The organism is Pseudomonas sp. P5_B3 (assembly GCF_056400405.1).
Map to the genome: position 1 here is coordinate 301,919 of NZ_JBFULI010000002.1, position 25,935 is coordinate 327,853.

27 protein-coding genes and 2 tRNA genes are annotated in these 25,935 nt (G+C 58.5%); 21 read left to right on the forward strand and 8 right to left on the reverse strand.

The window, feature by feature from the left end:
* Positions 1-792, forward strand: coding sequence for a divergent polysaccharide deacetylase family protein (locus AC1DRN_RS02570; protein WP_223457851.1), 792 nt, complete (start codon positions 1-3; stop codon positions 790-792).
* A 207-nt stretch (positions 793-999) separates the two neighbouring features.
* Positions 1,000-2,418 (forward strand): trypsin-like serine peptidase, encoded by a 1,419-nt coding sequence (locus tag AC1DRN_RS02575; RefSeq protein WP_223457854.1) that lies wholly within the window; start codon positions 1,000-1,002, stop codon positions 2,416-2,418.
* Positions 2,419-2,454: 36 nt separating this feature from the next.
* On the opposite strand, the gene AC1DRN_RS02580 is transcribed toward AC1DRN_RS02575, so the two are convergent.
* The 7 genes from AC1DRN_RS02580 to AC1DRN_RS02610 form a co-directional block, all read right to left on the reverse strand.
* Positions 2,455-3,210 carry a substrate-binding periplasmic protein gene (locus tag AC1DRN_RS02580; RefSeq protein ID WP_223457856.1) on the reverse strand — a complete coding sequence of 252 codons (756 nt, stop codon included), beginning with the start codon at positions 3,208-3,210 and terminating at the stop codon, positions 2,455-2,457.
* Positions 3,211-3,282: 72 nt separating this feature from the next.
* The gene (hisF, locus tag AC1DRN_RS02585; protein WP_007972752.1) at positions 3,283-4,053 is read right to left on the reverse strand and encodes an imidazole glycerol phosphate synthase subunit HisF; all 771 of its coding nucleotides are present in this window, start codon (positions 4,051-4,053) and stop codon (positions 3,283-3,285) included.
* 10 nt (positions 4,054-4,063) lie between these two features.
* A complete protein-coding gene (gene hisA, locus AC1DRN_RS02590) occupies positions 4,064-4,801 on the reverse strand; it encodes a 1-(5-phosphoribosyl)-5-[(5-phosphoribosylamino)methylideneamino]imidazole-4-carboxamide isomerase (protein ID WP_020795736.1) in 738 nt (245 codons plus the stop codon).
* A 42-nt stretch (positions 4,802-4,843) separates the two neighbouring features.
* The gene (locus AC1DRN_RS02595) at positions 4,844-5,101 is read right to left on the reverse strand and encodes a DUF2164 domain-containing protein (protein WP_223457858.1); all 258 of its coding nucleotides are present in this window, start codon (positions 5,099-5,101) and stop codon (positions 4,844-4,846) included.
* Entirely contained in the window at positions 5,102-5,740 is a 639-nt protein-coding gene (hisH, locus tag AC1DRN_RS02600) for an imidazole glycerol phosphate synthase subunit HisH (protein ID WP_007972757.1), read from the reverse strand.
* Positions 5,740-6,333: an imidazoleglycerol-phosphate dehydratase HisB gene (gene hisB / locus AC1DRN_RS02605; RefSeq protein ID WP_223457860.1), complete on the reverse strand. Its 594-nt coding sequence runs from the start codon at positions 6,331-6,333 to the stop codon at positions 5,740-5,742. The genes hisH and hisB overlap by 1 nt, the downstream gene beginning before the upstream one ends.
* Before the next feature lie 275 nt (positions 6,334-6,608).
* Positions 6,609-8,273, reverse strand: coding sequence for an OFA family MFS transporter (locus AC1DRN_RS02610; protein ID WP_223457862.1), 1,665 nt, complete (start codon positions 8,271-8,273; stop codon positions 6,609-6,611).
* A gap of 232 nt (positions 8,274-8,505) precedes the next feature.
* On the opposite strand from AC1DRN_RS02610, the gene AC1DRN_RS02615 reads away from it, so the two are divergent.
* The 12 genes from AC1DRN_RS02615 to vapC all read left to right on the forward strand — a co-directional run bounded on the left by AC1DRN_RS02615 (position 8,506) and on the right by vapC (position 18,313).
* A complete protein-coding gene (locus AC1DRN_RS02615) occupies positions 8,506-8,910 on the forward strand; it encodes an acetyl-CoA sensor PanZ family protein (RefSeq protein WP_223457863.1) in 405 nt (134 codons plus the stop codon).
* A gap of 78 nt (positions 8,911-8,988) precedes the next feature.
* On the forward strand, positions 8,989-11,220 hold the full coding sequence (locus AC1DRN_RS02620; protein ID WP_457265693.1) for an AsmA family protein: 2,232 nt from the start codon (positions 8,989-8,991) through the stop codon (positions 11,218-11,220).
* Positions 11,217-12,284, forward strand: a complete 1,068-nt coding sequence (mutY, locus tag AC1DRN_RS02625) for an A/G-specific adenine glycosylase (protein WP_457265694.1) — start codon at positions 11,217-11,219, stop codon at positions 12,282-12,284. The genes AC1DRN_RS02620 and mutY overlap by 4 nt, the downstream gene beginning before the upstream one ends.
* On the forward strand, positions 12,281-12,553 hold the full coding sequence (locus tag AC1DRN_RS02630) for an oxidative damage protection protein (RefSeq protein WP_007989188.1): 273 nt from the start codon (positions 12,281-12,283) through the stop codon (positions 12,551-12,553). Before mutY ends, AC1DRN_RS02630 begins: the two co-directional genes overlap by 4 nt.
* Before the next feature lie 103 nt (positions 12,554-12,656).
* Positions 12,657-12,732, forward strand: a tRNA-Phe gene (locus tag AC1DRN_RS02635).
* Positions 12,733-13,145: 413 nt separating this feature from the next.
* Positions 13,146-13,937, forward strand: a complete 792-nt coding sequence (locus tag AC1DRN_RS02640) for a TSUP family transporter (protein WP_223511754.1) — start codon at positions 13,146-13,148, stop codon at positions 13,935-13,937.
* Positions 13,938-14,436: 499 nt separating this feature from the next.
* The gene (locus AC1DRN_RS02645; protein ID WP_223457867.1) at positions 14,437-15,495 is read left to right on the forward strand and encodes a PDDEXK nuclease domain-containing protein; all 1,059 of its coding nucleotides are present in this window, start codon (positions 14,437-14,439) and stop codon (positions 15,493-15,495) included.
* Positions 15,496-15,563: 68 nt separating this feature from the next.
* Positions 15,564-16,538, forward strand: coding sequence for an alpha/beta hydrolase family protein (locus AC1DRN_RS02650; RefSeq protein WP_457265695.1), 975 nt, complete (start codon positions 15,564-15,566; stop codon positions 16,536-16,538).
* Between the two features lie 91 nt (positions 16,539-16,629).
* Positions 16,630-17,046 carry a hypothetical protein gene (locus AC1DRN_RS02655; RefSeq protein WP_008046520.1) on the forward strand — a complete coding sequence of 139 codons (417 nt, stop codon included), beginning with the start codon at positions 16,630-16,632 and terminating at the stop codon, positions 17,044-17,046.
* Positions 17,047-17,052: 6 nt separating this feature from the next.
* Positions 17,053-17,505 (forward strand): hypothetical protein, encoded by a 453-nt coding sequence (locus AC1DRN_RS02660; protein ID WP_223457869.1) that lies wholly within the window; start codon positions 17,053-17,055, stop codon positions 17,503-17,505.
* A gap of 170 nt (positions 17,506-17,675) precedes the next feature.
* Positions 17,676-17,906: a type II toxin-antitoxin system VapB family antitoxin gene (gene vapB / locus AC1DRN_RS02665; protein ID WP_056725827.1), complete on the forward strand. Its 231-nt coding sequence runs from the start codon at positions 17,676-17,678 to the stop codon at positions 17,904-17,906.
* Positions 17,906-18,313, forward strand: coding sequence for a type II toxin-antitoxin system tRNA(fMet)-specific endonuclease VapC (vapC, locus tag AC1DRN_RS02670; protein WP_457265696.1), 408 nt, complete (start codon positions 17,906-17,908; stop codon positions 18,311-18,313). Before vapB ends, vapC begins: the two co-directional genes overlap by 1 nt.
* Before the next feature lie 77 nt (positions 18,314-18,390).
* Here vapC and gabP read toward each other — a convergent pair whose 3' ends face one another.
* Positions 18,391-19,782, reverse strand: a complete 1,392-nt coding sequence (gabP, locus tag AC1DRN_RS02675) for a GABA permease (RefSeq protein WP_457265697.1) — start codon at positions 19,780-19,782, stop codon at positions 18,391-18,393.
* Positions 19,783-20,346: 564 nt separating this feature from the next.
* Here gabP and AC1DRN_RS02680 point away from each other — a divergent pair.
* The 7 genes from AC1DRN_RS02680 (at position 20,347) to AC1DRN_RS02710 (ending at position 25,867) form a co-directional block, all read left to right on the forward strand.
* Positions 20,347-21,120: an ABC transporter ATP-binding protein gene (locus tag AC1DRN_RS02680; protein ID WP_007972784.1), complete on the forward strand. Its 774-nt coding sequence runs from the start codon at positions 20,347-20,349 to the stop codon at positions 21,118-21,120.
* Positions 21,121-21,133: 13 nt separating this feature from the next.
* Positions 21,134-21,880: an ABC transporter substrate-binding protein gene (locus AC1DRN_RS02685; RefSeq protein ID WP_457265698.1), complete on the forward strand. Its 747-nt coding sequence runs from the start codon at positions 21,134-21,136 to the stop codon at positions 21,878-21,880.
* A 72-nt stretch (positions 21,881-21,952) separates the two neighbouring features.
* Positions 21,953-22,648 (forward strand): ABC transporter permease, encoded by a 696-nt coding sequence (locus tag AC1DRN_RS02690; RefSeq protein ID WP_008046524.1) that lies wholly within the window; start codon positions 21,953-21,955, stop codon positions 22,646-22,648.
* On the forward strand, positions 22,645-23,334 hold the full coding sequence (locus AC1DRN_RS02695; protein ID WP_223457877.1) for an ABC transporter permease: 690 nt from the start codon (positions 22,645-22,647) through the stop codon (positions 23,332-23,334). The genes AC1DRN_RS02690 and AC1DRN_RS02695 overlap by 4 nt, the downstream gene beginning before the upstream one ends.
* On the forward strand, positions 23,315-24,544 hold the full coding sequence (locus tag AC1DRN_RS02700; RefSeq protein ID WP_457265699.1) for a methyltransferase: 1,230 nt from the start codon (positions 23,315-23,317) through the stop codon (positions 24,542-24,544). Before AC1DRN_RS02695 ends, AC1DRN_RS02700 begins: the two co-directional genes overlap by 20 nt.
* 344 nt (positions 24,545-24,888) lie before the next feature.
* Complete coding sequence (locus AC1DRN_RS02705; RefSeq protein WP_457265700.1) at positions 24,889-25,713, forward strand: FkbM family methyltransferase; 825 nt, start codon at positions 24,889-24,891, stop codon at positions 25,711-25,713.
* A 78-nt stretch (positions 25,714-25,791) separates the two neighbouring features.
* A tRNA-Thr gene (locus AC1DRN_RS02710) sits at positions 25,792-25,867 on the forward strand.
* Positions 25,868-25,935 lie beyond the last annotated feature (68 nt).

Below are 25,935 nucleotides of genomic sequence, written 5' to 3' on the forward strand. Positions count from 1 at the left end.
ATGCTTCTGCGGTTGCTGATCGGGCTGTTGTGTTGTCTGGCGGGGGTTGCTCACGCAGAACCCGTCGGATCGACGCCCCACAAAGCCTACCTGAGTCTGATCATCGATGACCTGGGGCAGAACCTGCCCCGGGATCGCCGCGTGCTGGCCCTGCCCGGCCCGGTGACCACGGCAATCATGCCTGACACACCCCACGCCACCGAATTCGCCCGCGAAGCCCATCGCGCCGGTAAGATCGTCATTCTGCACATGCCTATGGATCCGGCCACCGGACCGTTCGCCTGGCATCCCGAGCTGCCCGTCGAGGAGCTGGAAAAACGCCTGAACGCCGCGTTCAATATGGTCCCGTACACCAGCGGCATCAACAACCACATGGGCAGCCGCATGACCGCCCAGCAACCGGCCATGACCTGGCTGATGGCCGAGTTGCAACGTCGGCACAAGTTCTTTGTCGACAGCCGTACCAGCGCTCAGACGGTGGCGGCCGCCGAGGCGCAGAAGGTTGGTTTGGCGAGTGTTTCGCGGGATGTGTTTCTGGATGACGAGCCAACGGAAGCGGCGATCTTCACGCAGCTACAGACTGCAATCAGCCTGGCGCGCAAGCAGGGTTCGGCAGTGATGATCGGGCATCCGTATCCGCAGACGTTGGCGGTGCTGGAGCGTGAACTGCCCAAGCTGAAAGCTCAGGGAATTGACTGGATCGATATCAAAATGATGATCAGCGTGCGGGGCAATCGGGCGATGGCTGGGCATGGGAAGGACGGCATTTACCGGACCCCGCACGGTAATTGACCCATTTGTTTGTTTACCACCACCTCCAGGCTGACGGATTCATTGCGCAAGGACTTTGCGCCGGTCATTGCGCTGTGGCCGACTCTATAAATATGTACCACCTACCCCTTTGAATAATGATCACACTACGTCGAGACTTTAAATGACGCAGTAGTCATTCGTGTCTGCTTGCCCAAAACCACAAATATCCATAACCAAGGATTGGTCATGAAATTCAAACAGCTCAGTTTTATTCTTTACTTTATCAGTCACTTCTTTTTGTTCGCTGAAGCCGCACAAAAAGATCTCGGAGAGAATTTAAAGAACGGTTCTCGCTCCCAATCGTTAACCAACAATGACAACCAGTATTCACGCTGGACCGGCGTTGGGCTTCTCAGTACGCCCAATGGTACTTGTACCGCAACGTTGATCGATACCCGGGGTGTTGGGTGGACGACTACTGCACCCGCTTATGTCATCACTGCCGGCCACTGTGTAGTAGCTGAATATGGCACTTCAAGGTTGAATCATGAGCTAAATGCAAGCGTGGCTTTCAATTACTTTCAAGATACAGCTGACAACCACAAAACTTACAAAGTTCGTACGGCCATCTGGACAAGCATGCTGGGGACGGATCTGGCGATACTCGAGCTTGAAAAACCTCTGTCTGCATTGTTACAAGACCAGATCATGCCTCTCGAGCTCTCACCCACGCCTCCCTTGTTCTCTCATGATGTGCTTAATGTCGGAACTCCCGGCACCTTCAACAACAGGACTCTGCGCTTGAGTGCCTGCGCACAGGAAGTGTCCAGGACTATCTCAGGCGTACCACCTGCATTTCCCGGAGGTTTGGTGAACGAGTGCAAGGATCTGGATTATGGAAGCTCAGGCAGCCCAATGGTTGATCGGCAGACAAACCAAATCACGAGCATCGTTTCCGAACGCCATTACGGTTTTTCACCTGCGTTCCTGTCAAGCTGCTTCATAAATGGAATATTCAGCAATGGCACTGAAAACTGCGACCTGCAACAAATCAACGTGAACGTTGACTTTGAGAGCTTGTTTTTCAGGACCAAGCTTCGGCCTGAAGTTGACCCTTCGGGCAATGAACTTATGCCAACATGGAATTTTACATTCAGTATCGATACTCCATATTATCGATACAAGACTGTACGAGATGCGCAAAGTTGCGAAAAACCTGAAGGCTATAGCGCCGCGATCAGCGCTACAAAGGGTCATATCAACGATTCTGTAGGTCCCGAAACGCGCATGCATGTACTGTGCATAATAGGTGTGCGTTCAATAGAGAAAAACCTTACAACGGCATTACTGAAAAATGCATTCACCCACGCTGCACATCTTGCAGAACCCGCTCCTGAACCAGCGTTTGGCTACAATGAAAAATTCACATCGCTGCAATGGAAAGGTGCATACCCTGATTTCAGTTCGCATTTTTTCTATACAACCCTTGTCGATAGCACTCCCTGTGCCGACTTTCGAGATACACGGTACAAGAAAGCAGCGGAGCTCGAGTTGCTGTCGCCAGATAGCCCATTGAAAATATGTAGCTACGCCAGCAATGAGTCAGACCTGCAACCCTCTGCAACGCGGTTTGATCTGATAACGCCACCCACTACGGATCAATAACACGTTCCGCGGGAACAGAATTTTACCACCCGGGTATCAGAGATACCGCGCCATGATCTCGTCGACCACGCCTTCCTTGCGCAACTGATCCAGTGCGGCTTGCAGCTTGGCGACGGTTTCGTCCGGCACGTCCTTGTTCAGCGCCAGGTACAGCTCGGCACTGTTGAATCGCAGCACGGTCTTGAGTCCGGTTACACCATCCTGCCGCGCCAGATACCGCCCGGCAGGATCACCGGTGGCCCACAGGTCGATCTGGCCGTTGACCAGTTTTTTCGCGTTGTCCTGATCACGCAGCACAACGATCGGGTTGAGGCCTTGCTTGGCCAGCGTCTCGGCAATCGCGTCGCCCTTGTAGGCGCCGATCTTGTACTTGCGCGCGTCATTCAAGGTTTCGAGGGTGATCTTGCTGTCAGCCTTGGCCAGCATGATCCAGTCGTCCGGGCCAATCGGGCCGACCCATTTGAAGAGCTTTTCGCGGTCCGGCAGTCGCGCCATGACGAACACGCCATACCCGGGTTTCTCCAGGGCGAGTTTGTAGATTCGCTCCCAAGGGAAACGTAGCGTCAGGCTGTAGGTAATGTCGGCGCGCTTGAAGATCTCGCGGACGATATCGGTGGCGATGCCATTGATGTTGTCGTCCTGAGCGAAGTTCTTGCCGTTCTTCGCCATGTTGTATGGCGGGAAGTTTTCCGTCAGCAACACCAGGTCGGTATCGGAACGATCTGCAGCGTGTGCCCCGTTAATGAACAACAGAGAGGCACTGGCGAGAACGAGTAGAAAGCGTTTAAGCATGTCTGGCTACCGAAATCCATGGCGTACCCAAGAGTGCCTTGGGCCCGCCATGATGTCCACTAGCCTGTATGTTTAACGCATCACGATTCCGCGATGAGCCATATAGGCCTTGGCTTCCTGCACGGTGTATTCGCCGAAGTGGAAAATACTTGCCGCCAATACCGCACTGGCGTGGCCTTCGATAATGCCGTCAGCCAGGTGCTGCAGGTTGCCGACACCGCCGGAGGCGATCACCGGAATGCCCAGCGCATCGCTGATGGCGCGGGTGACGCCCAGGTCGAAACCGTTTTTCATGCCGTCCTGGTCCATGCTGGTCAGCAGGATTTCGCCGGCACCCAGGCCTTCCATTTTCTTCGCCCACTCAACGGCATCGAGACCGGTTGGCTTGCGACCGCCATGGGTGAAGATTTCCCAGCGCGGGGTTTCGCCCGGCCCGGAAACCTTCTTCGCATCGATGGCTACCACTATGCATTGCGAACCGAAATGCTGCGCGGCTTCGCCAACGAATTCCGGGTTGAACACCGCGGCGGTGTTGATCGAAACCTTGTCTGCGCCGGCATTGAGCAGGTTGCGGATGTCCTGCACGGTGCGTACGCCGCCACCCACGGTCAGTGGGATGAACACCTGGCTGGCCATGCGTTCGACGGTGTGCAGCGTGGTGTCGCGGCCGTCGACGCTGGCGGTGATGTCGAGAAAGGTAATCTCGTCGGCGCCCTGCTCATCGTAGCGACGGGCAATTTCCACCGGGTCACCGGCGTCGCGGATGTTTTCGAACTTCACACCCTTGACCACCCGGCCGTTGTCCACGTCCAGGCAAGGGATGATGCGTTTGGCCAGGGCCATGGTCGTTTCCTCAGCCTTTGTACGAATCGCAGAAAGCTTGCGCTTCGGCGACATCGAGGGTGCCTTCGTAGATCGCCCGGCCGGTGATCGCGCCGATGATGCCTGGCGCCTTGGCGTCGAGCAGGGTCTTGATGTCACCCAGGTTGTGGATGCCGCCGGAAGCGATCACCGGGATCTTTGTTGCAGCAGCCAGCGCGGCGGTAAACGGTACGTTGCAGCCCTGCATCATGCCGTCTTTGGCGATGTCGGTATAAACGATGGCGGACACGCCGTCGGCTTCGAACTGCTTGGCCAGGTCGATCACCTGAATGGTGCTGATCTCAGCCCAGCCATCGGTGGCGACGAAACCGTCCTTGGCGTCCAGGCCAACGATCACCTTGCCCGGGAACGCGCGGCAGGCTTCGGCGACGAAGGCCGGATCTTTCACGGCCTTGGTGCCGATGATCACGTAGCTCACGCCCGCTTTCACATAGTGCTCGATGGTTTCCAGGGAACGGATACCGCCGCCGATCTGGATCGGCAGGTTCGGGTAGCGCCTGGCAATGGCCGTCACCACTTCGCCGTTGACCGGCTGGCCTTCGAAAGCGCCGTTCAGGTCGACCAGATGCAGACGGCGGCAACCGCCCTCCACCCACTTGGCAGCCATGCTCACCGGGTCATCGGAGAACACCGTGGAATCTTCCATGCGGCCCTGGCGCAGACGAACACAGGCACCGTCTTTAAGATCGATAGCGGGAATAATCAGCATCTGGCAAACCTTCAAATTTGAATGTTCAGCTTGGCTCGGAAATCAGTTTTTCTCGAGCGCCCACAGGTCGCTTTCGATGCTTTCGAACCTCTCTTTGAGGTGCGCCTGTACATCGAAAATCGCCCTGTTGTAATAATGCGGAGCAATTTCACGGGTAAACAGCTCAAGAATCTCAGCCGCCTCGAACGAGCCGAGGTCGAGTTCGAAGCGGTCTTCCATGAAACGCTTGATCTTGCGATTGGCCTCGTTCTCCTGCTCGGGAGTGAGGGTCAGAATCGGCGGTTTCTTTTTGATTGCCATTTACCAGCGACCGTCCCACGCAGCGAAGTTCTGCAGCAATTGCAGGCCATGGGTATGGCTTTTCTCCGGGTGGAACTGCACGGCGAAACGCGAGCCTTCGGCCAGCGCCGCGGCGAAATCGACACCGTAGTGACCGCCACCCACCACCTGCCGCGCGTTGGCGGCAGCGATGTAGTAGCTGTGCACGAAGTAGAACCGCGCCAGGTCCGGAATGTCGTGCCACAGCGGGTGACTGACCTTCTGCTTCACTTCGTTCCAGCCCATGTGCGGGACTTTCAGGTGTTCGCCGTCTTCGACCAGATCCTTGCCGAAGAACTTCACTGCGCCCGGGAACAGGCCGATGCAGTCGACGCCATCGTTCTCTTCGCTGGTGTCGAGCAAGGCTTGCATGCCCACGCAGATACCAAGGAACGGACGGTCCTGGCTGACTTCACGCACCAGCGAATCGAAGCCGAGGCGACGGATCTCCGCCATGCAATCGCGAATCGCGCCGACGCCGGGGAAAACCACCCGGTCGGCTTCGCGAATCACGTTGGCATCGCTGGTGATCAGCACCTTGCCGGCACCGACGTGCTCGAGGGCCTTGGCCACCGAGTGCAGGTTGCCCATGCCGTAATCGATAACCGCGACTGTCTGCATTACAGGACGCCCTTGGTCGATGGCATTTGCCCGGCCATGCGGTCATCGAGCTCGACGGCCATGCGCAGGGCGCGGCCGAAAGCCTTGAACACGGTTTCGATCTGGTGGTGGGTGTTGCTGCCACGCAGGTTGTCGATGTGCAGGCTGACCAGCGCATGGTTGACGAAACCCTGGAAGAACTCCTGGAACAGGTCAACGTCGAAGCCGCCTACGGTGGCGCGGGTGTACGGCACGTGCATCTGCAGGCCTGGGCGACCGGAGAAGTCGATCACCACGCGCGACAACGCTTCATCGAGCGGCACGTAGGCGTGGCCGTAGCGACGGATGCCTTTCTTGTCGCCGATGGCTTTGGCAAACGCCTGGCCGAGGGTGATACCGACGTCTTCCACCGTGTGGTGGTCATCGATATGCAGGTCGCCCTTGCTGACAATATCCAGGTCGATTAGCCCGTGACGGGCGATCTGGTCCAGCATGTGCTCAAGAAAAGGAACACCGATATCGAATCGGGCCTTTCCGGTGCCATCGAGGTTGATCGAGGCTTTGATCTGGGTTTCCAGAGTGTCGCGCTCGACAGACGCCTTACGTTCGGCCATCACCAGCTCCGCAAAATCATTGGGCGAAAAAGGCAGCCATTATAGGCCTGCAGGCGCCAAACAGAAACACGAGAGGTGATATCCCTGACGGAGTGAATTCGAGGGTGTTGGCGATGTACATGTCAGTACAAGCCATTTGGCACACCACAAAACAGCTGTAGGAGCAGCCGGTCGACGCTCGACTGCTCGCGATGAGGCCCTCACATTCAACATCATTGTCGACTGTCAGACCGCTATCGCGAGCAGGCTCGCTCCTACAAGGGTGATGCGTTTACTTAGTGAAACAACACCGCGGTTTTTTGCAAGGTCACCCAAACACCCCACGCCAGCGGAATGCCCACCACCAGCCACGCCGCAACCGCCAGCGGCTTGGTGCCCGGCGCGGCTTTCCACTCCAGCGACGTGCTGCTGTCAGCGCCTTTGTCGTGACCCAATGCCTGCTCGGCGGCCAGTTCGGCGTCGGTCATGAAGTACTTGTCGGCCACCGGACGCACCAGCAGGTTGCACAGGAAACCCAGCACCAGCAGGCCGGCGAGGATGTACAGGGTGATGTCGTACGCCGCTGCGCGCTCGACGCCGATGCTCAGCTGATACTCACGCAGATAGTTCACCAGCACTGGACCGAGCACGCCGGCAGCCGCCCACGCCGTCAGCAGGCGACCATGGATCGCACCGACCATTTGCGTACCGAACAGGTCCGCCAGATACGCCGGAACAGTCGCGAAACCACCGCCATACATCGACAGGATGATGCAGAACGCCGCCACGAACAGCGCGACATTGCCCAGGTGGCCGAGGTTCGGAATCAGTGCATACAGCGCGAAACCCAGGGCGAAGAACACGAAGTAGGTGTTTTTGCGGCCCAGGTAATCCGAGAACGAAGCCCAGAAGAAACGCCCGCCGATGTTGAACAGGCTCAGCAAACCGGTGAAACCGGCAGCGATGGCGGCGATTGAAGCCAGTTGTGAAGCATCGAGTTGACCGAATGCCAGGTCATTGCCCAGCAACTTGCCACCGAACACTTCCTGCAACAGCGGCGACGCCATGCCGAGGATGCCGATACCGGCCGATACGTTCAGGCACAGCACCAGCCACACCAGACGGAACTGCGGCGTCTTCCAGGCCACATTCACGTGAACATGACGATGAGTGATCATTGCGTTCGAGGCTTTTTTCGCCGGGGCGGTCCAGCCTTCAGGCTTCCAGCCGGTTGGTGGGACGCGATAGGACAACGCGCCACCGATCATGAACACGAAGTAGATCGCGGCCATCACCAGGAAGCTCTGCCACACGCCGACGCTGGTTGGCGAAGCGAAATGCCCCATCAACGCCGCCGCCAGTGGAGCACCGACCATTGCGCCGCCGCCGAAGCCCATGATCGCCATGCCAGTCGCCATGCCTCGCTTGTCCGGGAACCACTTGATCAGGGTCGACACCGGCGAAATGTAGCCCAGGCCCAGGCCGATACCGCCAATGACCCCGGAGCCGATCCACATCAGCCAGATCTGGTGGGTATACACCCCCAGTGCCGAGATCAGCAGGCCGCCGCACCAGCACAACGCCGATACAACACCGGCCTTGCGCGGCCCGGCGTGTTCCAGCCAGCCACCCCAGATCGCTGCAGAGCAGCCCAGGAAGATGAAGAACAGGGTATAGATCCAGCCGAGCATCGAGATCGGCCAGTCACACTGGGACGAAAAGACCTGCGCGATAAAACTCATGTCCGGCGCGCAGGCTACCGGAGCGGTGATGCCCAGTGCCTTGGACAGCGGCAACCAGAACACCGAAAAGCCGTAGGCCATGCCGATGCACAAGTGGATGGCCAACGCGGCCGGTGGTACCAGCCAGCGGTTGAAACCAGGCTTGGCGATGATCCGTTCCTTGGACAGGAACGCAGGCTGGTCGGCGCTGAAGCCGTCCGCCGTGATGCTCGTGGTCATTGTGTATCCCCCAATTATCAGTAGGGTTCGCCAGCCACGGCTCACTCCCGGCCTTGATGCACGCAGACATGACCGTTTTTTCGCTGGAGTGCCTTGTTGTGCGACAACAGCTCGCAGCAGGACGGACGAACGGGCAAAGGTTACCATCTGCAGATGACAGAAAAACCAAAATGACATCATCTTTTTGTACGACATCAGATCTCTCTCACCTCATGACCTCACGGGAATCACCATGCCGATCATTGTCGAGTCACTGAACCAAATCACCGCCCAGGATCGGCAGGACCTGCACAAGATCTACCACGACGCCCCGGACTGGCTGTTCGCGCCGTTTTCCGGAGAAGCGCAGTTGATCGAAGACTGTTTGCGCGACGGCACACTGATCGCCGGACGCTTCAATGATCGCCTACTGGGCGCGGCCCGCCTGCAAAGGCACCAAGACGCCTGGTACTTGTCCCAAATATGTGTGCGAAAAATTACCCGTCGCCGTGGGGTTGCCGAGCGACTGGTCGCCGAAGCCCGGAAAATGGCCGAGCAATCGGGTATGACCCTGCGCTTGCTGGCGCCTGCCGGGCATCTGGAGGCGCAAGCACTGACGGCCAAGTTGAAACTGCCGCTGGATGTACTGCCGACGTGATCGCTGACCGGCCGTCTGTTCGGGGGCGCTATACTCTTCGGCTAAATTTTGAATTCGACTAATTACAAGGACTCGCCCATGAAAGCGTTCGGCAAAATCCTGGGCCTGGTACTTCTCGGGTTGTTGCTGATCATTGTGGCGCTGGGCTTTGCCCTGACCCACATATTCGATCCCAACGACTACAAAGACGAGATTCGCCAGATTGCCCGCGACAAGGCCCACATCGAGCTGACGCTCAATGGCGATATCGGCTGGAGCCTGTTCCCGTGGCTGGGCCTGGAGTTGCACGACGCCAGTGTCGCGACCATGGTCAAACCGACCGAACCGTACGCCGACTTGCAGATGCTCGGCCTGTCGGTGCGCGTACTGCCGCTGCTGCGCCGCGAAGTGCAGATGAGCGACGTGCGCGTCGAAGGCCTGAACCTGCGCCTGAACCGCGACAAGGACGGTCACGGCAATTGGCAAGACATCGGCAAGCTGCCGGCACCGGCCAACACCGACGCGACCAGCACCCCGCCGGCCGCTGGCGAACCTGCGCCCGAAGCCAACGTCGCGGCGGAAAAACCGCCGCAACCGATTCGCCTGGACATCGACAGCCTGACCGTGAACAACGCACGGGTTGAATACACCGACGAACGAACCGGCAAGAGCTTCAGCGCCGAAAGCATTCAGTTGAGCACCGGTGCGGTTCACGACTCCGTCAACATTCCGCTCAAGCTCACGGCTTTCCTGTCAGCCAACCAGCCGGCATTGCGAGTGCGTACCGAGCTCAACGGTGAGGTGCGCATCGCACGTGCATTGCAGCGCTATCAGTTCGAAGACATGAGGTTGTCCGGCGAAGTGACCGGCGACCCATTGCAAGGCAAGACCATGACGTTCGCCGCCCAGGGCCAGCTGGTGCTGGACAAGGCCGCCAACGTTGCCGAATGGACCGGTATCAAGATCTCCGCCAACCAACTGCGGGCACTGGGTGAATTGAAGGTCAACGACCTCGACAAGACTCCACAAGTCAGCGGCGGCATCTCGATTGCCCAGTTCGACCTGGCGAAATTCGTCGACAGCATCGGCCAGAAACTCCCGGCCATGGCCGAAGGCAGCCTGAGCAAAGTCGAGCTGGTCAGCCGATTGGCAGCGACACCGACCAGCCTGGCGCTCGACGACCTCAACCTGAAAGTCGACGACAGCACCTTCAGCGGCCGTATCGCCGTCGAAGACTTCGCCAAGCAATCGTTGCGCGCAGCACTCAAGGCCGACACCTTCAATGTCGACCGTTACCTGCCGCCGAAATCCGCCGAGGCCAATAGCGCGACACAAGTGCGTCAGGCCGAAGTCGCCAGCACCGAAGCCGATGCCATGGCCGGCGCCGGCAGCACTCCGTTGCCACCCGCGCCGACCAAGGACGCCTGGAGCAGTGAGCGCTTGTTGCCCGTGGAGCGCTTGAGCAAGCTCGATGTGGACGCCGACCTGACCTTCGGCCAGTTGACCCTGCAAAAACTGCCGATCCATAACGCGGCGCTCAAGGCCACCGGCCAGGGCGGCCTGCTGACGCTGGCCAACCTGAGCGGCGATCTTTATGAGGGCAGCTTCGAAACCACCGGCACGCTCGATGTACGCCAGCCAGTGCCGGCGCTGAACCTGCAGACGAAGATCAGCCGGGTACCGGCAGAAAAAATCCTCGAAAGCCAGGGCAAGAACCCGCCGGTCAAAGGCCTGGTCACGCTCAACAGCAGCCTGACCGGTAGCGGCAACAGCCAGAAAGCGTTGATCGAAACCCTCAACGGCAACGCCAGTTTCGTCATCAACAATGGCGTGCTGCTCAACGCCAACCTTGAGCAACAGCTGTGCAAAGGTATCGCCACGCTCAACCGCAAAACCCTCAGCGGCGAGCCCCGGGGCAAGGACACACCGTTCCAGGAGCTCAAGGGCAACCTGACCTTGCGTAATGGCGTGGCCAGCAACCCCGACCTGAAAGTGCGCATCCCGGGCATGACCGTCAACGGTGATGGTGACATCGATCTGCGAGTGCTGGGCATGGACTACCGTGTCGGCATCATCGTCGAAGGCGACACCAGCGCCATGCCGGACCCGGCCTGTCAGGTCGGCGACAAGTTTGTCGGCATCGAGTGGCCACTGCGCTGCCGCGGCCCGCTGGAGCTGGGCGCCAAGGCTTGCCGTCTGGATAACGACCGCATGAGCCAGGTCGCGGCCAAACTGGCTGGCGACAGGATCAGCGAAAAAATCGACGAGAAATGGGGCGACAAGGTCAACCCGAAACTCAAAGACGCGCTCAAGGAGCTGTTCAAGCGATGAGAGCCGAGCAGTTTTCAACGGCGGTGCTGGACTGGTTTGACCGCCACGGCCGTCACGATTTGCCCTGGCAACAGGACATCAACCCGTATCGGGTATGGGTCTCGGAAATCATGTTGCAGCAGACCCAGGTCAGCACCGTGCTGAACTACTTCGACCGCTTCATGGCTTCGTTGCCAACGGTCGAAGCCCTGGCGGCGGCACCGGAAGACGAAGTGCTGCACCTGTGGACGGGCCTGGGTTACTACACCCGCGCGCGCAATTTGCAGAAGACCGCGAAAATCGTCGTCGAGCAGTACGGCGGCGAATTTCCCCGGGACGTGGAAAAACTCACTGATCTGCCGGGGATCGGCCTGTCCACCGCTGGCGCCATTGCCAGCATCAGCATGGGTCTGCGTGCGCCGATCCTCGACGGCAACGTCAAACGGGTGCTGGCGCGCTTTACCGCACAAGAGGGCTACCCCGGCGAACCGAAGGTGGCCAAACAACTCTGGGCCAACGCTGAGCGCTTTACACCGCAGACCCGCGTCAACGCCTACACCCAGGCGATGATGGACCTGGGCGCCACGCTCTGTACCCGCAGCAAACCGAGCTGCCTGCTGTGCCCGCTGGAAAAGGGCTGCGAGGCGCACATGCTCGGCCTGGAAACCCGCTACCCGATCCCCAAGCCGCGCAAAGCCATCCCGCAGAAACGCACGCTGATGCCGATGCTCGCCAATGGCGAGGGCGCGATCCTGCTTTACCGTCGCCCGTCCACGGGCCTGTGGGGCGGTTTGTGGAGCCTGCCGGAACTCGACGACCTCGACGACCTGCCGCATCTGGCATTGCAGCACGCGCTGGAACTGGGCACCCAACAGGCATTGCCGAGCCTGGTGCACACCTTCAGCCATTTTCAATTATCCATCGAACCCTGGCTGGTTCAGGTCCAGGAGTCCGGTCATCACGTGGCCGAGGCTGACTGGCTCTGGTATAACCTCGCCACCCCGCCGCGCCTGGGCCTTGCCGCCCCGGTCAAGACCTTGCTCGAACGCGCGGCCGCCGTATTGAACGCAGGAGAGTCGTCATGACCCGCACCATCATGTGCCGCAAGTACAAAGAAGAATTGCCAGGCCTGGAGCGTGCTCCCTTCCCGGGTGCCAAAGGCCAGGACATTTTTGACCACGTCTCGCAAAAGGCCTGGGCCGACTGGCAGAAGCACCAGACCCTGCTGATCAACGAAAAACGCCTGAACATGATGAACGCCGAAGATCGCAAATATCTTCAGGGCGAGATGGACAAGTACTTCTCCGGCGAGGATTACGCCAAGGCCGAAGGCTACGTGCCGCCGTCGGAATAACCCCGATTTATCAGGGGTCGGAACGTAAGCGACGGTAATAATTAAATTTTTTTTGAAAACTTGCTTGACGACCCCCTGAAAAACCCGTTTAATGCGCCCCGTTGCCCAGATAGCTCAGTCGGTAGAGCAGGGGATTGAAAATCCCCGTGTCGGCGGTTCGATTCCGTCTCTGGGCACCAAATACCGAAAACCCTGAATCGCAAGATTCAGGGTTTTTTTATGCCTGCGATTTGACGAGGCACTGCTCCAGCCACCATCGAAGCGACAATTCCCACCTCCTCTCGCCACGCCAGCAAGTGCCTGTAACGGTTGCCGGGGCTGAGCCCCGAAAAGCCTTCAGGCATCGGATATCAGTAATTCCTGGTTGTCCCTGGTCTGTCAGAATGCTCCGTATGCTTTAACGGAAATGGGCGACATACGCTGATCGTCGGTTTGCACAGAATGGGCATTTTTGGCCTGTCGAAATTTTCGTCTCCTATCGTTATTTCAGAAGTCCCGTTGAGGCTGCAGGGCTGACTTTTGCCACACGTCCTGACTGTTGAGTGGCCAGTCACGTGGATGACTTGCCAATAATTGTAAAAGAGGGATTGGGATGTCTTGGGATGTAATTGGCCTATTGGCGCTCGTGGCGTTCTGCGCCGGTTTTTTTGATGCGATTGCGGGTGGGGGCGGACTGATAACATTGCCGGCACTGTTTTTGGCTGGGGTAGATCCCATCAGTGCGATTGCCACGAACAAGTTCCAGGCCGCTTCGGCAACTGTTTCGGCAACTGTTACCTTTGCTCGCAAAGGAATGATCGAGTGGCGCGAAGGCCGTTTCCTGGTTATCTGCGGATTTATTGGCGGCGCCAGTGGTGCCTTGCTGGTCAGCTCCATTGATAAGCGCTACCTGGAAGTTTGCGTGCCTATCATGCTGATACTGGTGGCCATCTATTTTGCGCTCTCACCAAAGCTGGCCAATGAAGATCGACGCAAGAGAATCGGCATTCTGCTTTTTTCGTTTAGCGTGGCGCCGATTCTTGGCTTCTACGACGGTATATTTGGCCCCGGTGTGGGCTCTTTCTTTATCGTCGGATTCGTACTGCTCTGCGGCTTGGGCATGATGCGGGCCATGAGTTTTACCAAACTTGCCAACGCCTCATGCAATCTCGGTTCTCTGTCGGTCTTTATCACCAAAGGTGTGATTATCTGGCCGGTAGCCATTGCCATGGCTTTGGCAGCCTTCGTCGGCGCTCAATTGGGTGCACGGGCCGCTGTTCGGGTCGGACCACGGCTGATCAAACCTATGTTGATCGTGGTCTGCTGCGCCTTGGCCATCAAGCTGCTGAGCGTAGAAACCAACCCTTTACGCGTTGCACTCATCCAGACACTGGCTTCGCTATGATCATCACCCGGTGATGACCAGCGCTTCCTTTTGCCTGGGATCTGACGATGCACCCACTCAATGTCGCCAGACTCTCAATCTTCATTTGAAAAAACCCGCGTATCCATCACCGGGATCGCGGGTTTTGTCGTTTCTGGCCCCGGGCCTGCTGGATGACGACGCTCACATCCGGAATGTATTCATTCCCCCGACCCGTCAAGGCTGACGGCGGTGAGGGGCAACAGGAGTGAATGGAGGTATTTCATGATGACGACTCCCGGGTTCTGCAGTACCCAATCGTTACATCCATTGGATTTCCTGTTGGTGGGAGGGGTCTTGGATTGATTTGGCCTGAGTACGAAACGTACTACGCCACTTGTTCCTCAACCCTCGCCCAGACTCAGACCCGTCCTGCCGCAGAACCCGTTATTTCCTGCCTGTTTCTCAGTAACTCCCGGCATCTTCGAAGGGTGCTCACTTGTCATGCTCTTTCGCCGTTCAACCTGCTGCGGAAGACCTCATGACGGCCCTCACATCCAACGACACTCACGACCCACATCTGGCATCACTGCTTGGCAACCTTGGCAAATTGATCCATCAGGCACGTCAGAAGGTGCTTCGGGCGGTCGATACCGTTCAGGTACAAACCTGTTGGCAAATTGGTCGGCACATCGTTGAGTTCGAACAGAACGGCGCACGACGGGCGAGGTATGGCAAAGAGTTACTGTCTACCTTGGCCAAAGCGCTAACTGCTGAATTCGGAAAGGGATTTGACGCTTCCAACCTTCGGTATATGCGCCTGTTCTATCAAGCCTTTCCAATTCGTGACGCACTGCGTCACGAATTGAGCTGGACCCACTACCGCCGCCTGCTTCGGGTCGACAACGACAGCGCTCGTCTCTGGTACATGAACGAATCAGCCACCCAAAACTGGTCAAGCCGCGCCCTGGAGCGCCAGATCAATACGTTGTACTACGAACGTCTGCTGGCGAGCCGCGATCGCGGCAGTCTCAAGCAGGAGGCCGCCACCAACATTCAAAACATGAAGGCCAGCCCTCGGGATTTCATCCGTGACCCGGTGGTACTGGAGTTTCTTGGTTTACCCAATGCAGGCAAACTTCAGGAAAGCGAGATCGAACAAGCGCTGATCGAACAATTGCAGGGCTTCTTGCTGGAACCGGGAAAGGGCTTTGCGTTCATTGCCCGCCAGCAACGCATCAGTACCGACAGCAAAGACTTCTACATCGACCTGGTGTTCTACAACTACTTGCTCAAGTGCTTCGTCATCTTCGATATCAAGCGCGGTGAACTGACCCATCAGGATGTGGGGCAGATGGACATGTACGTGCGCATGTACGACGACCTCAAACGTAGCGCGCAAGACAGCCCCACCGTCGGCATAATTCTCTGTGCGCAAAAGGATGAATCCGTGGTGCGTTACTCCGTGCAGGACGGAAACGAGCAACTGCTCGCCAACAAGTACAAGCTTGTCCTGCCGAGTGAGGAAGAACTGCGTAACGAACTGGATCGGGAACGGGCGGCTCTTGAAGAACGGCTGCTCGATCAATCATTGCGTTGAGGTGAATGGATTGTTCATCAACGGCATCAAGACTATCGTTGGCAGCTACCCGCAAAGGTCTGACGCCGATGAATTTGCAGGACACGCCTCCACTGGCCCCCACTTCCATCGAGTTGCCGCTGCCGGATACCACCCCCGGCAAATCGTTCAAGGAAACCGCCTCGGACGGTTTCATCCTCGGTGGCTTCACCTGGCGACACCCTTCTCGGGACGCCGCTCGTCCGGTCGTGATCATCAATGCCGCCACCTCGGTCCGTTGTCGCCATTACTCGCGCTTCGCCGACTACCTGTTCGCCCACGGCTTCGATGTCATCACCTATGACTACCGCGGCATCGGCGAGTCTCGGCCGGCATCGCTCAAGGGGCTTCAAGCCTCGTGGACCGATTGGGGAGCGCTGGATTTCGAGGCGATGCTCAAGCGCGCACAGCGTGAGTTCCCAAGGCAGCCTATCGATGTGGTCGGCCACAGCTTTGGCGGCTGTGCAGCGGGCCTGGGGGCGTCCGGGCACCTGATCCGGCGTCTGGTGACGGTCGGTGCGCAATTCGCCTACTGGCGCGACTATGCGCCGGCCCATCGCTGGCGCATGTTCGGCAAGTGGCATGTACTGATGCCACTGGTAACGATGATCTACGGCTACTTTCCGGGCAAACGCCTTGGCTGGCTGGAAGACACACCCGCCGGCGTGGTCCGTGACTGGAGCCTCTCCACTGCCCGTTACGAAAAACGCGCCAGCGGCCGCGCGATCAGCACAACCACCGGGCAGTTGCCCTTTGCCGGTGTCACTGCGCAAACCCTGGCCATCAGCATCAGCGACGACCCTTACGGCACGATCCCGGCCATCGAACGCCTGCTCGGCTACTTTACCGGCAGCACAAACTCCCACTTGCGTATCCACCCTGAAGACATCGGCGAAGAAGAAGTCGGACATTTCGCCTTTTTTCGCAGCGCATACCAAGCCACACTATGGCCCATTGCATTGGCCTGGCTGCAAAATGGCGAACTGACCCCCGATACCCCCGGGCGGCGAGTGCCATGCAGCTAGGGGGCGTTCTCAATTAKTTTTCACGCCGCGAAAACTATTTTTTAACGCCCCCTGGGCCTTTTGCCCTTTCAACGAATACGGAACGACGCCCATGGCCTCCGCCAACAAGCAGCAAAAACGCGCCTCCCGCGCCAAGGCCAAGGCCAAGCAGAACCGCACCCAGCGGGCTGCTGCACCGGTGGAACTGGACCCGAACGACGATCGCATCGACTTCGAATCGGTGGACCTGACCGACATGTTCAAAGAGATGATCGACGCACAAAAAATCAGCCAGCAAGCCATGTGCGCGGCCTTTTTGGAACATCCGCTTATCGCACTGGTACTGGAGCAGGAAGGTGAGGAAACAGCGACAGACTTCATCCTTGCCGCGCTGATCGAATATCGCCAATGGTCCGCTGAAACCGACGAAGCCGGCGCCCTGGCATGGATCGAATCACCGGCCTTCCAGGCTGACTACGTGGCGGCGTCCGACGCCATTGCCGCGCAAACCCAACAGAAACCGAACTGAGTTCCCATGGCCTCCCTGAACAAGCAACAGAAACGCGCCAAGCGTGCAAAAGCCAAAGCCAAGCAGATCAATATCCACGGCCGCAAACCCGCCGCGCTGGACGATGACCTTGGCCACCTCGCCGAACCGATCCCGGAATACACCCTGGCGATGTTCAGCAAAATGCGCGACGCCGAAGCGGTCAGCCGCAGCGAAATGCTCTCGGTATTGCTGACGAACCTCGCCTTTATCATCATCGACCATCCAGAACTGCTGGACATGGAAAACGCCGACGACGAAGGCATGGCCGCCACCCACCTGGCCGCCGACATGCTGATCGACTACCGCATGTGGGCCGACGGCATGGACCGCGACGCCGCCCAGGCATGGCTGAGCGAGCCGCAGTTCATTGCTGACTTCAGCGCTGCGCTGGATGTCTACCGCGAGTCGCTGGAAGCTCCGGAAGAAAAAGCCGAATAAAGGTTACGATTCAAACAAAAACGGCCGCTCGTCATCACTGACAGCGGCCTTTTTTTGGCTCTGAATCGAGCACTTTCCTTCCGTCAGGCACCTCGTATATCCCATTGACATATCCAACACAAAACCTATCCTTCTGACTCATCGCGCCAGCAAAAGCGCAGGAGGTCCAAATGGAACAGACAACCCTTTTCATGAGCAATCGAAGCCAGGCCGTTCGCCTGCCGAAAGCTGTAGCCATGCCAAGCGACGTGAAACGAGTCGACGTCGTTGCCGTCGGTCGAAGCCGCATCATCACGCCCGCCGGTGAAACCTGGGACAGCTGGTTCGATGGCGAAAGTATCACGGCAGACTTCATGACCGATCGCGAGCAACCCGCCGATCAGGAGCGTGAGTCGTTCTGATGATCAAGTACATGCTCGATACCAACATCTGCATCTTCACCATCAAGAACAAACCACAGGTGGTACGGGAGGCGTTCAATCGTCATCACGGCCAACTGTGCATCAGTGCGATAACGTTGATTGAACTGATCTACGGAGCTGAAAAATCAGCAGCCCCCGAAAAAAACCTGGCGGTCATCGAGGGTTTCGTCGCCCGGCTTGAAGTCCTCCCCTTCGACAACGAAGCTGCAGCACACACCGGAATGATTCGATCCGAGCTGGCAAAGGCCGGCACACCCATAGGCCCGTACGACCAAATGATTGCCGGGCACGCACGCTCACGCGGGTTTATCGTGATCACCAACAACCTGCGGGAGTTCGAGCGCGTTCCGGGGTTACGCGTAGAAGACTGGGTTGATGTCGACTGAATACGGAACAATCGACTCAAACAAAAACGGCCGCTCGTCATCACTGACAGCGGCCGTTTTGCGTTACGCGGTATGGATCAGTTCAGCACCACCGCGCCACGCTGTTCCAGTTTGCGACGGCGAGCCACCAGCAAGCCGGTCGCTACTACCAGGGCACTGAGCAAGCCGGTCGCGAGAATTTCCACACGATGGGCATCCTGGAACAGCATGATGGTCAGGGCCGCAACGATGAAGACGATCACCGCGTAGGTCAGGCCCGGGAACAGCCACATGCTGAAGGCGATTTTCTCCCCGCGCGCTATACGCTGCTTACGCATGCGCAGTTGCGAAATCGCAATCACCAGGTACACCAGCAATGCGATGGCGCCGGAGCTGGCCAGCAGGAATTCGAACACCGCAGCCGGGGCCACGTAGTTGGCGAATGTTGCCAGGAACGCGGCACCAGTGGACAGCATCACCGCCCAGTAAGGCGTACCACTTTTGTTGGTACGGGTGGACATCGCCGGCGCATCGCCGCGCTTGCCCAGGGAGAACAACATCCGCGACGAGGTGTAGAGCGCCGAGTTCAGGCAGCTGGTCACGGCGACCAACACCACGATGTCGACGATGATCTTGGCATTCGGGATGCCCATGCGTTCAAGCACAGTCTGGTAGGAACCGAGGCTGGCCAGAATCGGGTCGTTCCATGGCACCAGGGCAACGACGATGAAGATCGACACGAGGTAGAACAAGCCGATCCGCCAGATCACCGAGTTGGTGGCCTTGGAGATTTGCTTGCCCGGATCTTTCGATTCCGCGGCCGCGATGGTCACTATCTCGGTGCCCATGAAGGAGAACATGGTGGTCAGGATCGCGCCCAACACTGCGCCCATGCCGTTTGGCAGGAAGCCCTGGGTGTCGAACAGATGGGAAACGCCGCTGACCTGGCTGCCCGGCAGGAAGCCGAAGATCGCCATGAGGCCCAGAACAATGAAACCGATGATGGCCAACACTTTGATCAGGGCAAACCAGAACTCGAACTCACCGTAGTTCTTTACACTGAAGAGGTTGGTCACGGTCAGCAGCATCGTGATGACCAGAGCGAAGGCCCAGATGTCCACACCAGGGAACCAGGCATGCAGGATGGTCGCGGCGGCGTTGGCCTCCAACGGGATGACGAGCACCCAGAACCACCAGTACAACCAGCCGATGGTGAAACCGGCCCAGTGACCGATCGCGCGGTCGGCGTAAGTCGAAAACGAGCCGGTGTCCGGCGAGGCAACGGCCATTTCGCCGAGCATGCGCATCACCAACACCACCAACATACCGGCGGCGGCGTAAGCCAACAGAACAGCCGGACCTGCAGCGGCGATGGCGTGACCCGAGCCAACGAACAGGCCGGCGCCGATAACCCCGGCAATCGACAGCATGGTCACGTGGCGCGGTTTGAGCCCCTGTTCGAGGCCATTAGAGCTTTGGATACTGCTCATTAAAACTACCTTTGTAAGGAGAAGCGAATGCGTGCATCCCGTTCGGCGATCTTTCTCGTAAAAAGAAGCCAACGGGGCGTTCTGTATTCTGCACGCAATAATTGCGCCAAAATATTTCATAACCCTCTAGCCCGGCGATCTCGTCTAGACCGGACGATCATCGCAACCCATTGAATTTAATGGCACTTCGCCAGAGCGTTACCCTGCGACCCACGTTGTGTGGTGAATCAGCGCACCGGAAACACACCTGAAAATGGCTCCGCGCACATTAAAAGTGCACAAGCGGTGCATTTGGCCGGATAGCGCTTCCAACACCCTGTCAAAGCTGGCAACATCGCGCCTTTTTTTGCGGCAGCCACCGCGCTTTTTACCGACAGGCAAGGTTCAAACGACTGTTCGGTTGTTGATGGGGCGACAGTCTGCTGCGCCGATGCGACAACCTGCCACACACCAGCCGTTTACCGTCCGTAGCGCTGTTGGCTGCCATTGAAACGCTATGCTAGGTTGGCCGCCTCGCCAGGAAGGCCGCCAACAGCAGGAGCGCAACATATATGAGGAACGCACATGGCTGAGGCCACGCCCGCGCTTGAAATCCGCAACTTGCACAAACGCTACGGTTCGCTGGAGGTGCTCAAAGGCATCTCGCTGACCGCCCGCGACGGCGATGTGATCTCGATCCTGGGTTCCTCCGGCTCCGGCAAGTCCACGTTCCTGCGGTGCATCAACCTGCTGGAAAACCCGCACCAGGGCCAGATCCTGGTCGCCGGCGAAGAACTCAAGCTCAAGGCCGCGAAGAACGGTGAACTGGTGGCCGCCGACGGCAAGCAGATCAATCGCCTGCGCAGCGAAATCGGTTTTGTGTTTCAAAACTTTAACCTGTGGCCGCACATGAGCGTGCTCGACAACATCATCGAAGCTCCGCGCCGCGTACTCGGCCAGAGCAAGGCCGAAGCCATCGAAGTCGCCGAAGCCCTGCTGGCCAAGGTCGGCATCGCCGACAAACGCCATGCCTACCCGGCGCAACTGTCCGGTGGCCAGCAACAACGCGCGGCCATCGCCCGCACCCTGGCCATGCAGCCCAAGGTCATCCTGTTCGACGAGCCGACCTCCGCGCTTGACCCGGAAATGGTCCAGGAAGTACTTAATGTCATCCGCGCGCTGGCCGAAGAAGGCCGCACCATGCTGCTCGTGACCCACGAAATGGGCTTCGCCCGTCAGGTCTCCAGCGAAGTGGTGTTCCTCCACCAGGGCCTGGTAGAAGAGCAAGGATCGCCACAGCAGGTGTTTGAAAACCCGCTTTCGGCACGCTGCAAACAATTCATGTCCAGCAACCGCTAACGGAGCTATCCACATGCAGAACTGCAAAAAGGTCTTCCTGGCTGCCGCCGTCACCCTGGCGTTCAGCGCCGGTGCCATGGCCGAAACCCTGAAGATGGGCATCGAAGCGGCTTACCCGCCGTTCAACAATAAAGATGCCAGTGGCAATGTCGTCGGCTTCGACAAAGAGATCGGCGACGCCCTGTGCGCCAAGATGAAAGTCGAGTGCACTGTCGTGACCTCCGACTGGGACGGCATCATCCCGGCCCTGAACGCCAAGAAGTTCGACTTCCTGATCTCCTCGATGTCGATCACCGACGAGCGCAAGCAAGCGGTGGACTTCACCGATCCGTACTACTCCAACAAGCTGCAGTTCGTCGCCAAGAAAGACGTCGACTTCAAAACTGACAAGGACTCCTTGAAAGGCAAGGTGATCGGCGCCCAGCGTTCGACCCTGGCAGGCACCTTCATGGAAGACAACATGCCGGGCGTTGAAGTCAAACTCTACGACACCCAGGAAAACGCCTATCTCGACCTGACTTCCGGCCGCCTGGACGCCATCCTGGCCGACAAGTACGTCAACTACGAGTGGCTGAAAAGCGACGCTGGCCGTGCCTACGAGTTCAAGGGCGACCCGGTGGAAGAAAGCGACAAGATCGGTATTGCCGTGCGCAAGAAGGACCCGATCCGCGAGAAGCTGAACAGCGCGCTCAAAGAAATCGTCGCTGACGGCACCTACAAGAAGATCAACGACAAGTACTTCCCGTTCAGTATCTATTGATACTGACCTGCCAGACCGGCGCCTGATGGCGCCGGTTCTCGGCCTTGCCTGCCGCGATTTGAAAAGAAATCCATGATTATCGACCTCTACGGATTCGGCCCGGCGCTCGCCGCTGGCGCGCTGATGACTGTGAAACTGGCACTCTCGGCCCTGTGCCTGGGGCTGGTACTCGGTCTGCTCGGCGCCTTGGCCAAGACTTCCCCGTACAAGCCGCTGCAATGGCTTGGCGGCACTTATTCGACCCTGGTTCGCGGCATCCCTGAATTGCTCTGGGTGCTGCTGATCTACTTCGGCACGGTCAACCTGATGCGTGCCCTGGGCGAGTTCTTCGGCAACCCCGACCTCGAACTCAACGCCTTCGCCGCCGGCGTGATTGCACTGGGCCTGTGCTTCGGCGCCTACGCCACGGAAGTGTTTCGCGGCGCGATCCTCGCCATCCCCAAAGGCCATCGTGAAGCCGGCGTGGCCTTGGGCCTGTCGAAATGGCGCATCTTCACCAAATTGATCATGCCGCAGATGTGGCGCATCGCCCTGCCCGGCCTTGGCAACCTGTTCATGATCCTGATGAAAGACACCGCGCTGGTGTCGGTGATCGGCCTGGAAGAAATCATGCGTCATGCGCAAATCGGCGTGACCGTCTCCAAACAGCCGTTCACCTTCTTTATGGTGGCCGCGTTCATGTACCTGGGCCTGACGGTTCTGGCGATGACCGGCATGCACTTCCTGGAAAAACGCGCCGCTCGCGGCTTCGCGAGGAGCACCCAATGAACTGGGAAGTCATCATCAAGTGGCTGCCGAGACTGGCCCAGGGCGCGACCCTGACCCTGGAACTGGTGGCCATCGCCGTGATCGCCGGTTTGCTGCTGGCCATTCCACTGGGCATCGCCCGCTCGTCGCGCTTGTGGTGGGTGCGGGCATTTCCCTACGGCTACATCTTCTTTTTCCGTGGTACGCCGTTGCTGGTTCAGCTGTTCCTGGTCTACTACGGCCTGGCGCAGTTCGACGCGATTCGAAACAGCTCGATGTGGCCGTACCTGCGCGATCCGTTCTGGTGCGCCACGGCGACCATGACCCTGCACACAGCGGCCTACATCGCCGAGATCCTGCGCGGCGCCATTCAGGCCATTCCACCGGGCGAGATCGAAGCGGCACGGGCACTGGGCATGTCCAAACCCAAAGCGCTGCTCTACATCATCCTGCCGCGTGCCGCGCGCATCGGCCTGCCGGCCTACAGCAACGAAGTGATCCTGATGCTCAAGGCCAGCGCCCTGGCCAGCACCGTGACCTTGCTGGAACTGACTGGCATGGCCCGCACCATCATTGCCCGGACCTACCTGCCGGTGGAGATCTTCTTCGCCGCCGGCATGTTCTACCTGGTGATGGCCTATGTGCTGGTGCGCGGCTTCAAGCTGCTGGAGCGCTGGCTGCGCGTCGATGCCTGCCAAGGGCGTTGATACCGGCGTGTTGACGGGCGAGGTCCTGCTCGCCCGCTTCACTGCGCTGGATGCTTTTCTGACAGAGCATCAGGGCCTGTGGAAACCTCGCCCGTTCACTCATCTGCAGCTACCCTGGGAAGCGTCCTACCCGGAGTTAGCCGCATGGCTACGTGAACGAACGCTGGAAGACGCGGAAAACGCTCACAACCAACCCGCCCTTCTAGATGCACCGGAACCCTTTGCTTGCCTGGCAAGGATGTCCGTTGCCTTGAGTGCGGTGGATGAATTGCCCGCACGCACACTCGAAGCGGCCGGCCATCGGTTGAACGTCGATGTGCCGGGGCGCAAATGGCAACAGATCGAAGCCTTCGCCAGTCGATTGCAGTTTTCCGAGGCACCGCGGCACTGGCTGGACTGGTGCTCGGGCAAGGGACATCTGGGGCGCCGCCTGCTGCAAGCGGGGCAACAACTGACATGCCTGGAATACGACCCGGCACTGGTCACCAGCGGCCAGGCGCTCAGCCAACGTCATCACCTGCACGCACTGCATATCGAACAGGATGTGCTCGCGGCAGACGCAGCATCTTTACTGAGTGCGTATCACACGCCCGTCGCGCTTCACGCCTGCGGTGATTTGCATGTGCGACTGATTCAACTCGCCAGCGCAACAGGCTGCAAACAAATCGCCATTGCGCCGTGCTGCTACAACCGGATCGGTCTTGCCAAATACTCGCCAATTTCCTCGGCCGCCAAAGGCTCCGGCTTACAGCTTTCCCTCGACGACCTCGCGTTGCCCATGAGCGAAACCGTTACCGCCGGTGCCCGCGTGCGACGTCAACGCGACACCTCCATGGCCCGGCGTCTGGGCTTCGACTTGCTGCAACGGCAACTGCGCGACATGGACGAGTACCTGCCAACCCCTTCTCTGCCCAGCGCCTGGCTGGACAAACCCTTCGCCGATTACTGCCATCACCTGGCCGCGCTTAAAGAGATATCCACAATCGGCCCGCAAGATTGGTCAGCCCTCGAAGCCTCCGGTTGGCAGCGACTGGCCGAAGTGCGCAACCTTGAGCTACTACGGGGACTGTTCCGACGTCCGCTGGAACTTTGGCTGGTCCTTGACCGGGCACTTTTCCTCGCCGAACAGGGTTACAGCGTCCGCGTTGGCACCTTCTGCGACGCCCCGCTCACGCCGCGTAATTTCCTGCTCCTGGCCGAACGCGCTTAAACACATCCGACCTGTGGATAACTCTGTTGATGGAATTATCACGGATCCAATATCCACGCCTGTTTCAGGGCTTAAACCATACTGTTCATTTTTTGTACACCCGGATAAAAAATCGAAAAAACAAGTATTTGCGGACAAATGAGAACGGATCCACAAATTCGACCTAAACCCAGTGCGCTGCCGATGGCATTGTGCATAAGCATTTAATGAAAACGACATAAATGCCTAATCCCGGACCGCTGACAGGGGAAATTGCACCGCTGCACTTCTCTTGATATACACAAACGCCAGGGCGCCAGCATGCGCGGCCACGAACAAGAACATTCTTCCGACAGGATGCGCCAGTGACTTTCATTTCTTATGCACAGAATTTCGAAGACATACGCCTGTGGCGCGCCCTCAAGACTGTCGAGAACGGCTTCTACATCGACGTGGGGGCGAACCATCCCACCCATGACTCGGTCACCAAGGCGTTCTACGACCGCGGCTGGACCGGCATCAACGTCGAACCGATGCCCAACTACTACGAAGCCCTTTGCCAGCAACGTCCCAAAGACACCAACCTGCAGTGCGCGGCTGGGGAAAGTGCTGACGACCTGACCTTCTACGGCATCGCCGGCACCGGCCTCTCGACCCTCGACCCGGCCATGGCCAAAATGCACAAAGACGCCGGCATGGACGTGCGCAGCCAAACGATCAAGTCCCGCACCCTGACCTCCATCTGCGAAGAACACGCCCGGGGCCGCGCCATTCACTTCCTCAAAATCGATGTCGAAGGCCACGAAGAAACCGTCCTGCGCGGCATGGACTTCAGCCAATGGCGACCATGGGTAATCCTCATCGAAACCCCCTGGGCCCGCGACCAGACCTGGGAAAACCTCGTCACCGACGCCGGCTACCAATCCATCCTGTTCGACGGCATCAACACCTACTACCTCGCCGAAGAACACCTGAACCTCAAACCCGCCTTCGACATCCCGCCGTGCAACCTGGACGAGTTCCAGTTCTGCAAAGGCCACAACTTCAGCCACCCCGTCAGCGACGCCGAACACCAACTCGCCGCCGCCCTGCAACGCGCCGAACAGGCCGAAGCACAGCTGCGCGCAATGCAAAACAGTCGAACCTGGAAAGCCATTCAGAAACTCAAGAAAACCCTGCTGCGCGCCTGACCTGAAGCCCGTGCAAAAATAGTCAGAATTCAGGGGTTTACAGAAGCCAACCAATCGCTATAATCGTCGCCCTGACACGCCGGTATAGCTCAGATGGTAGAGCAACTGACTTGTAATCAGTAGGTCCCGGGTTCGATTCCTGGTGCCGGCACCACATTAGGCTCCATTGCATTCCACCGAATGCTCTGGAAGCCCCGAAAACCCGCCCTTTGGCGGGTTTTT

What these genes read in the sequence shown, in the direction of transcription:
- gabP (WP_457265697.1), bottom strand. Translation starts at nt 19,782, where the DNA reads ATGAGCAGTATCCAAAGCTCTAATGGCCTCGAACAGGGGCTCAAACCG.
- AC1DRN_RS02640 (WP_223511754.1), top strand. Translation starts at nt 13,146, where the DNA reads ATGTCTTGGGATGTAATTGGCCTATTGGCGCTCGTGGCGTTCTGCGCC.
- AC1DRN_RS02700 (WP_457265699.1), top strand. Translation starts at nt 23,315, where the DNA reads ATGCCTGCCAAGGGCGTTGATACCGGCGTGTTGACGGGCGAGGTCCTG.
- AC1DRN_RS02580 (WP_223457856.1), bottom strand. Translation starts at nt 3,210, where the DNA reads ATGCTTAAACGCTTTCTACTCGTTCTCGCCAGTGCCTCTCTGTTGTTC.
- AC1DRN_RS02615 (WP_223457863.1), top strand. Translation starts at nt 8,506, where the DNA reads ATGCCGATCATTGTCGAGTCACTGAACCAAATCACCGCCCAGGATCGG.
- AC1DRN_RS02630 (WP_007989188.1), top strand. Translation starts at nt 12,281, where the DNA reads ATGACCCGCACCATCATGTGCCGCAAGTACAAAGAAGAATTGCCAGGC.
- AC1DRN_RS02695 (WP_223457877.1), top strand. Translation starts at nt 22,645, where the DNA reads ATGAACTGGGAAGTCATCATCAAGTGGCTGCCGAGACTGGCCCAGGGC.
- AC1DRN_RS02660 (WP_223457869.1), top strand. Translation starts at nt 17,053, where the DNA reads ATGGCCTCCCTGAACAAGCAACAGAAACGCGCCAAGCGTGCAAAAGCC.
- AC1DRN_RS02655 (WP_008046520.1), top strand. Translation starts at nt 16,630, where the DNA reads ATGGCCTCCGCCAACAAGCAGCAAAAACGCGCCTCCCGCGCCAAGGCC.
- AC1DRN_RS02650 (WP_457265695.1), top strand. Translation starts at nt 15,564, where the DNA reads ATGAATTTGCAGGACACGCCTCCACTGGCCCCCACTTCCATCGAGTTG.
- AC1DRN_RS02645 (WP_223457867.1), top strand. Translation starts at nt 14,437, where the DNA reads ATGACGGCCCTCACATCCAACGACACTCACGACCCACATCTGGCATCA.
- hisH (WP_007972757.1), bottom strand. Translation starts at nt 5,740, where the DNA reads ATGCAGACAGTCGCGGTTATCGATTACGGCATGGGCAACCTGCACTCG.
- mutY (WP_457265694.1), top strand. Translation starts at nt 11,217, where the DNA reads ATGAGAGCCGAGCAGTTTTCAACGGCGGTGCTGGACTGGTTTGACCGC.
- AC1DRN_RS02685 (WP_457265698.1), top strand. Translation starts at nt 21,134, where the DNA reads ATGCAGAACTGCAAAAAGGTCTTCCTGGCTGCCGCCGTCACCCTGGCG.
- AC1DRN_RS02610 (WP_223457862.1), bottom strand. Translation starts at nt 8,273, where the DNA reads ATGACCACGAGCATCACGGCGGACGGCTTCAGCGCCGACCAGCCTGCG.
- vapB (WP_056725827.1), top strand. Translation starts at nt 17,676, where the DNA reads ATGGAACAGACAACCCTTTTCATGAGCAATCGAAGCCAGGCCGTTCGC.
- hisB (WP_223457860.1), bottom strand. Translation starts at nt 6,333, where the DNA reads ATGGCCGAACGTAAGGCGTCTGTCGAGCGCGACACTCTGGAAACCCAG.
- AC1DRN_RS02570 (WP_223457851.1), top strand. Translation starts at nt 1, where the DNA reads ATGCTTCTGCGGTTGCTGATCGGGCTGTTGTGTTGTCTGGCGGGGGTT.
- hisF (WP_007972752.1), bottom strand. Translation starts at nt 4,053, where the DNA reads ATGGCCCTGGCCAAACGCATCATCCCTTGCCTGGACGTGGACAACGGC.
- vapC (WP_457265696.1), top strand. Translation starts at nt 17,906, where the DNA reads ATGATCAAGTACATGCTCGATACCAACATCTGCATCTTCACCATCAAG.
- hisA (WP_020795736.1), bottom strand. Translation starts at nt 4,801, where the DNA reads ATGCTGATTATTCCCGCTATCGATCTTAAAGACGGTGCCTGTGTTCGT.
- AC1DRN_RS02680 (WP_007972784.1), top strand. Translation starts at nt 20,347, where the DNA reads ATGGCTGAGGCCACGCCCGCGCTTGAAATCCGCAACTTGCACAAACGC.
- AC1DRN_RS02620 (WP_457265693.1), top strand. Translation starts at nt 8,989, where the DNA reads ATGAAAGCGTTCGGCAAAATCCTGGGCCTGGTACTTCTCGGGTTGTTG.
- AC1DRN_RS02595 (WP_223457858.1), bottom strand. Translation starts at nt 5,101, where the DNA reads ATGGCAATCAAAAAGAAACCGCCGATTCTGACCCTCACTCCCGAGCAG.
- AC1DRN_RS02575 (WP_223457854.1), top strand. Translation starts at nt 1,000, where the DNA reads ATGAAATTCAAACAGCTCAGTTTTATTCTTTACTTTATCAGTCACTTC.
- AC1DRN_RS02690 (WP_008046524.1), top strand. Translation starts at nt 21,953, where the DNA reads ATGATTATCGACCTCTACGGATTCGGCCCGGCGCTCGCCGCTGGCGCG.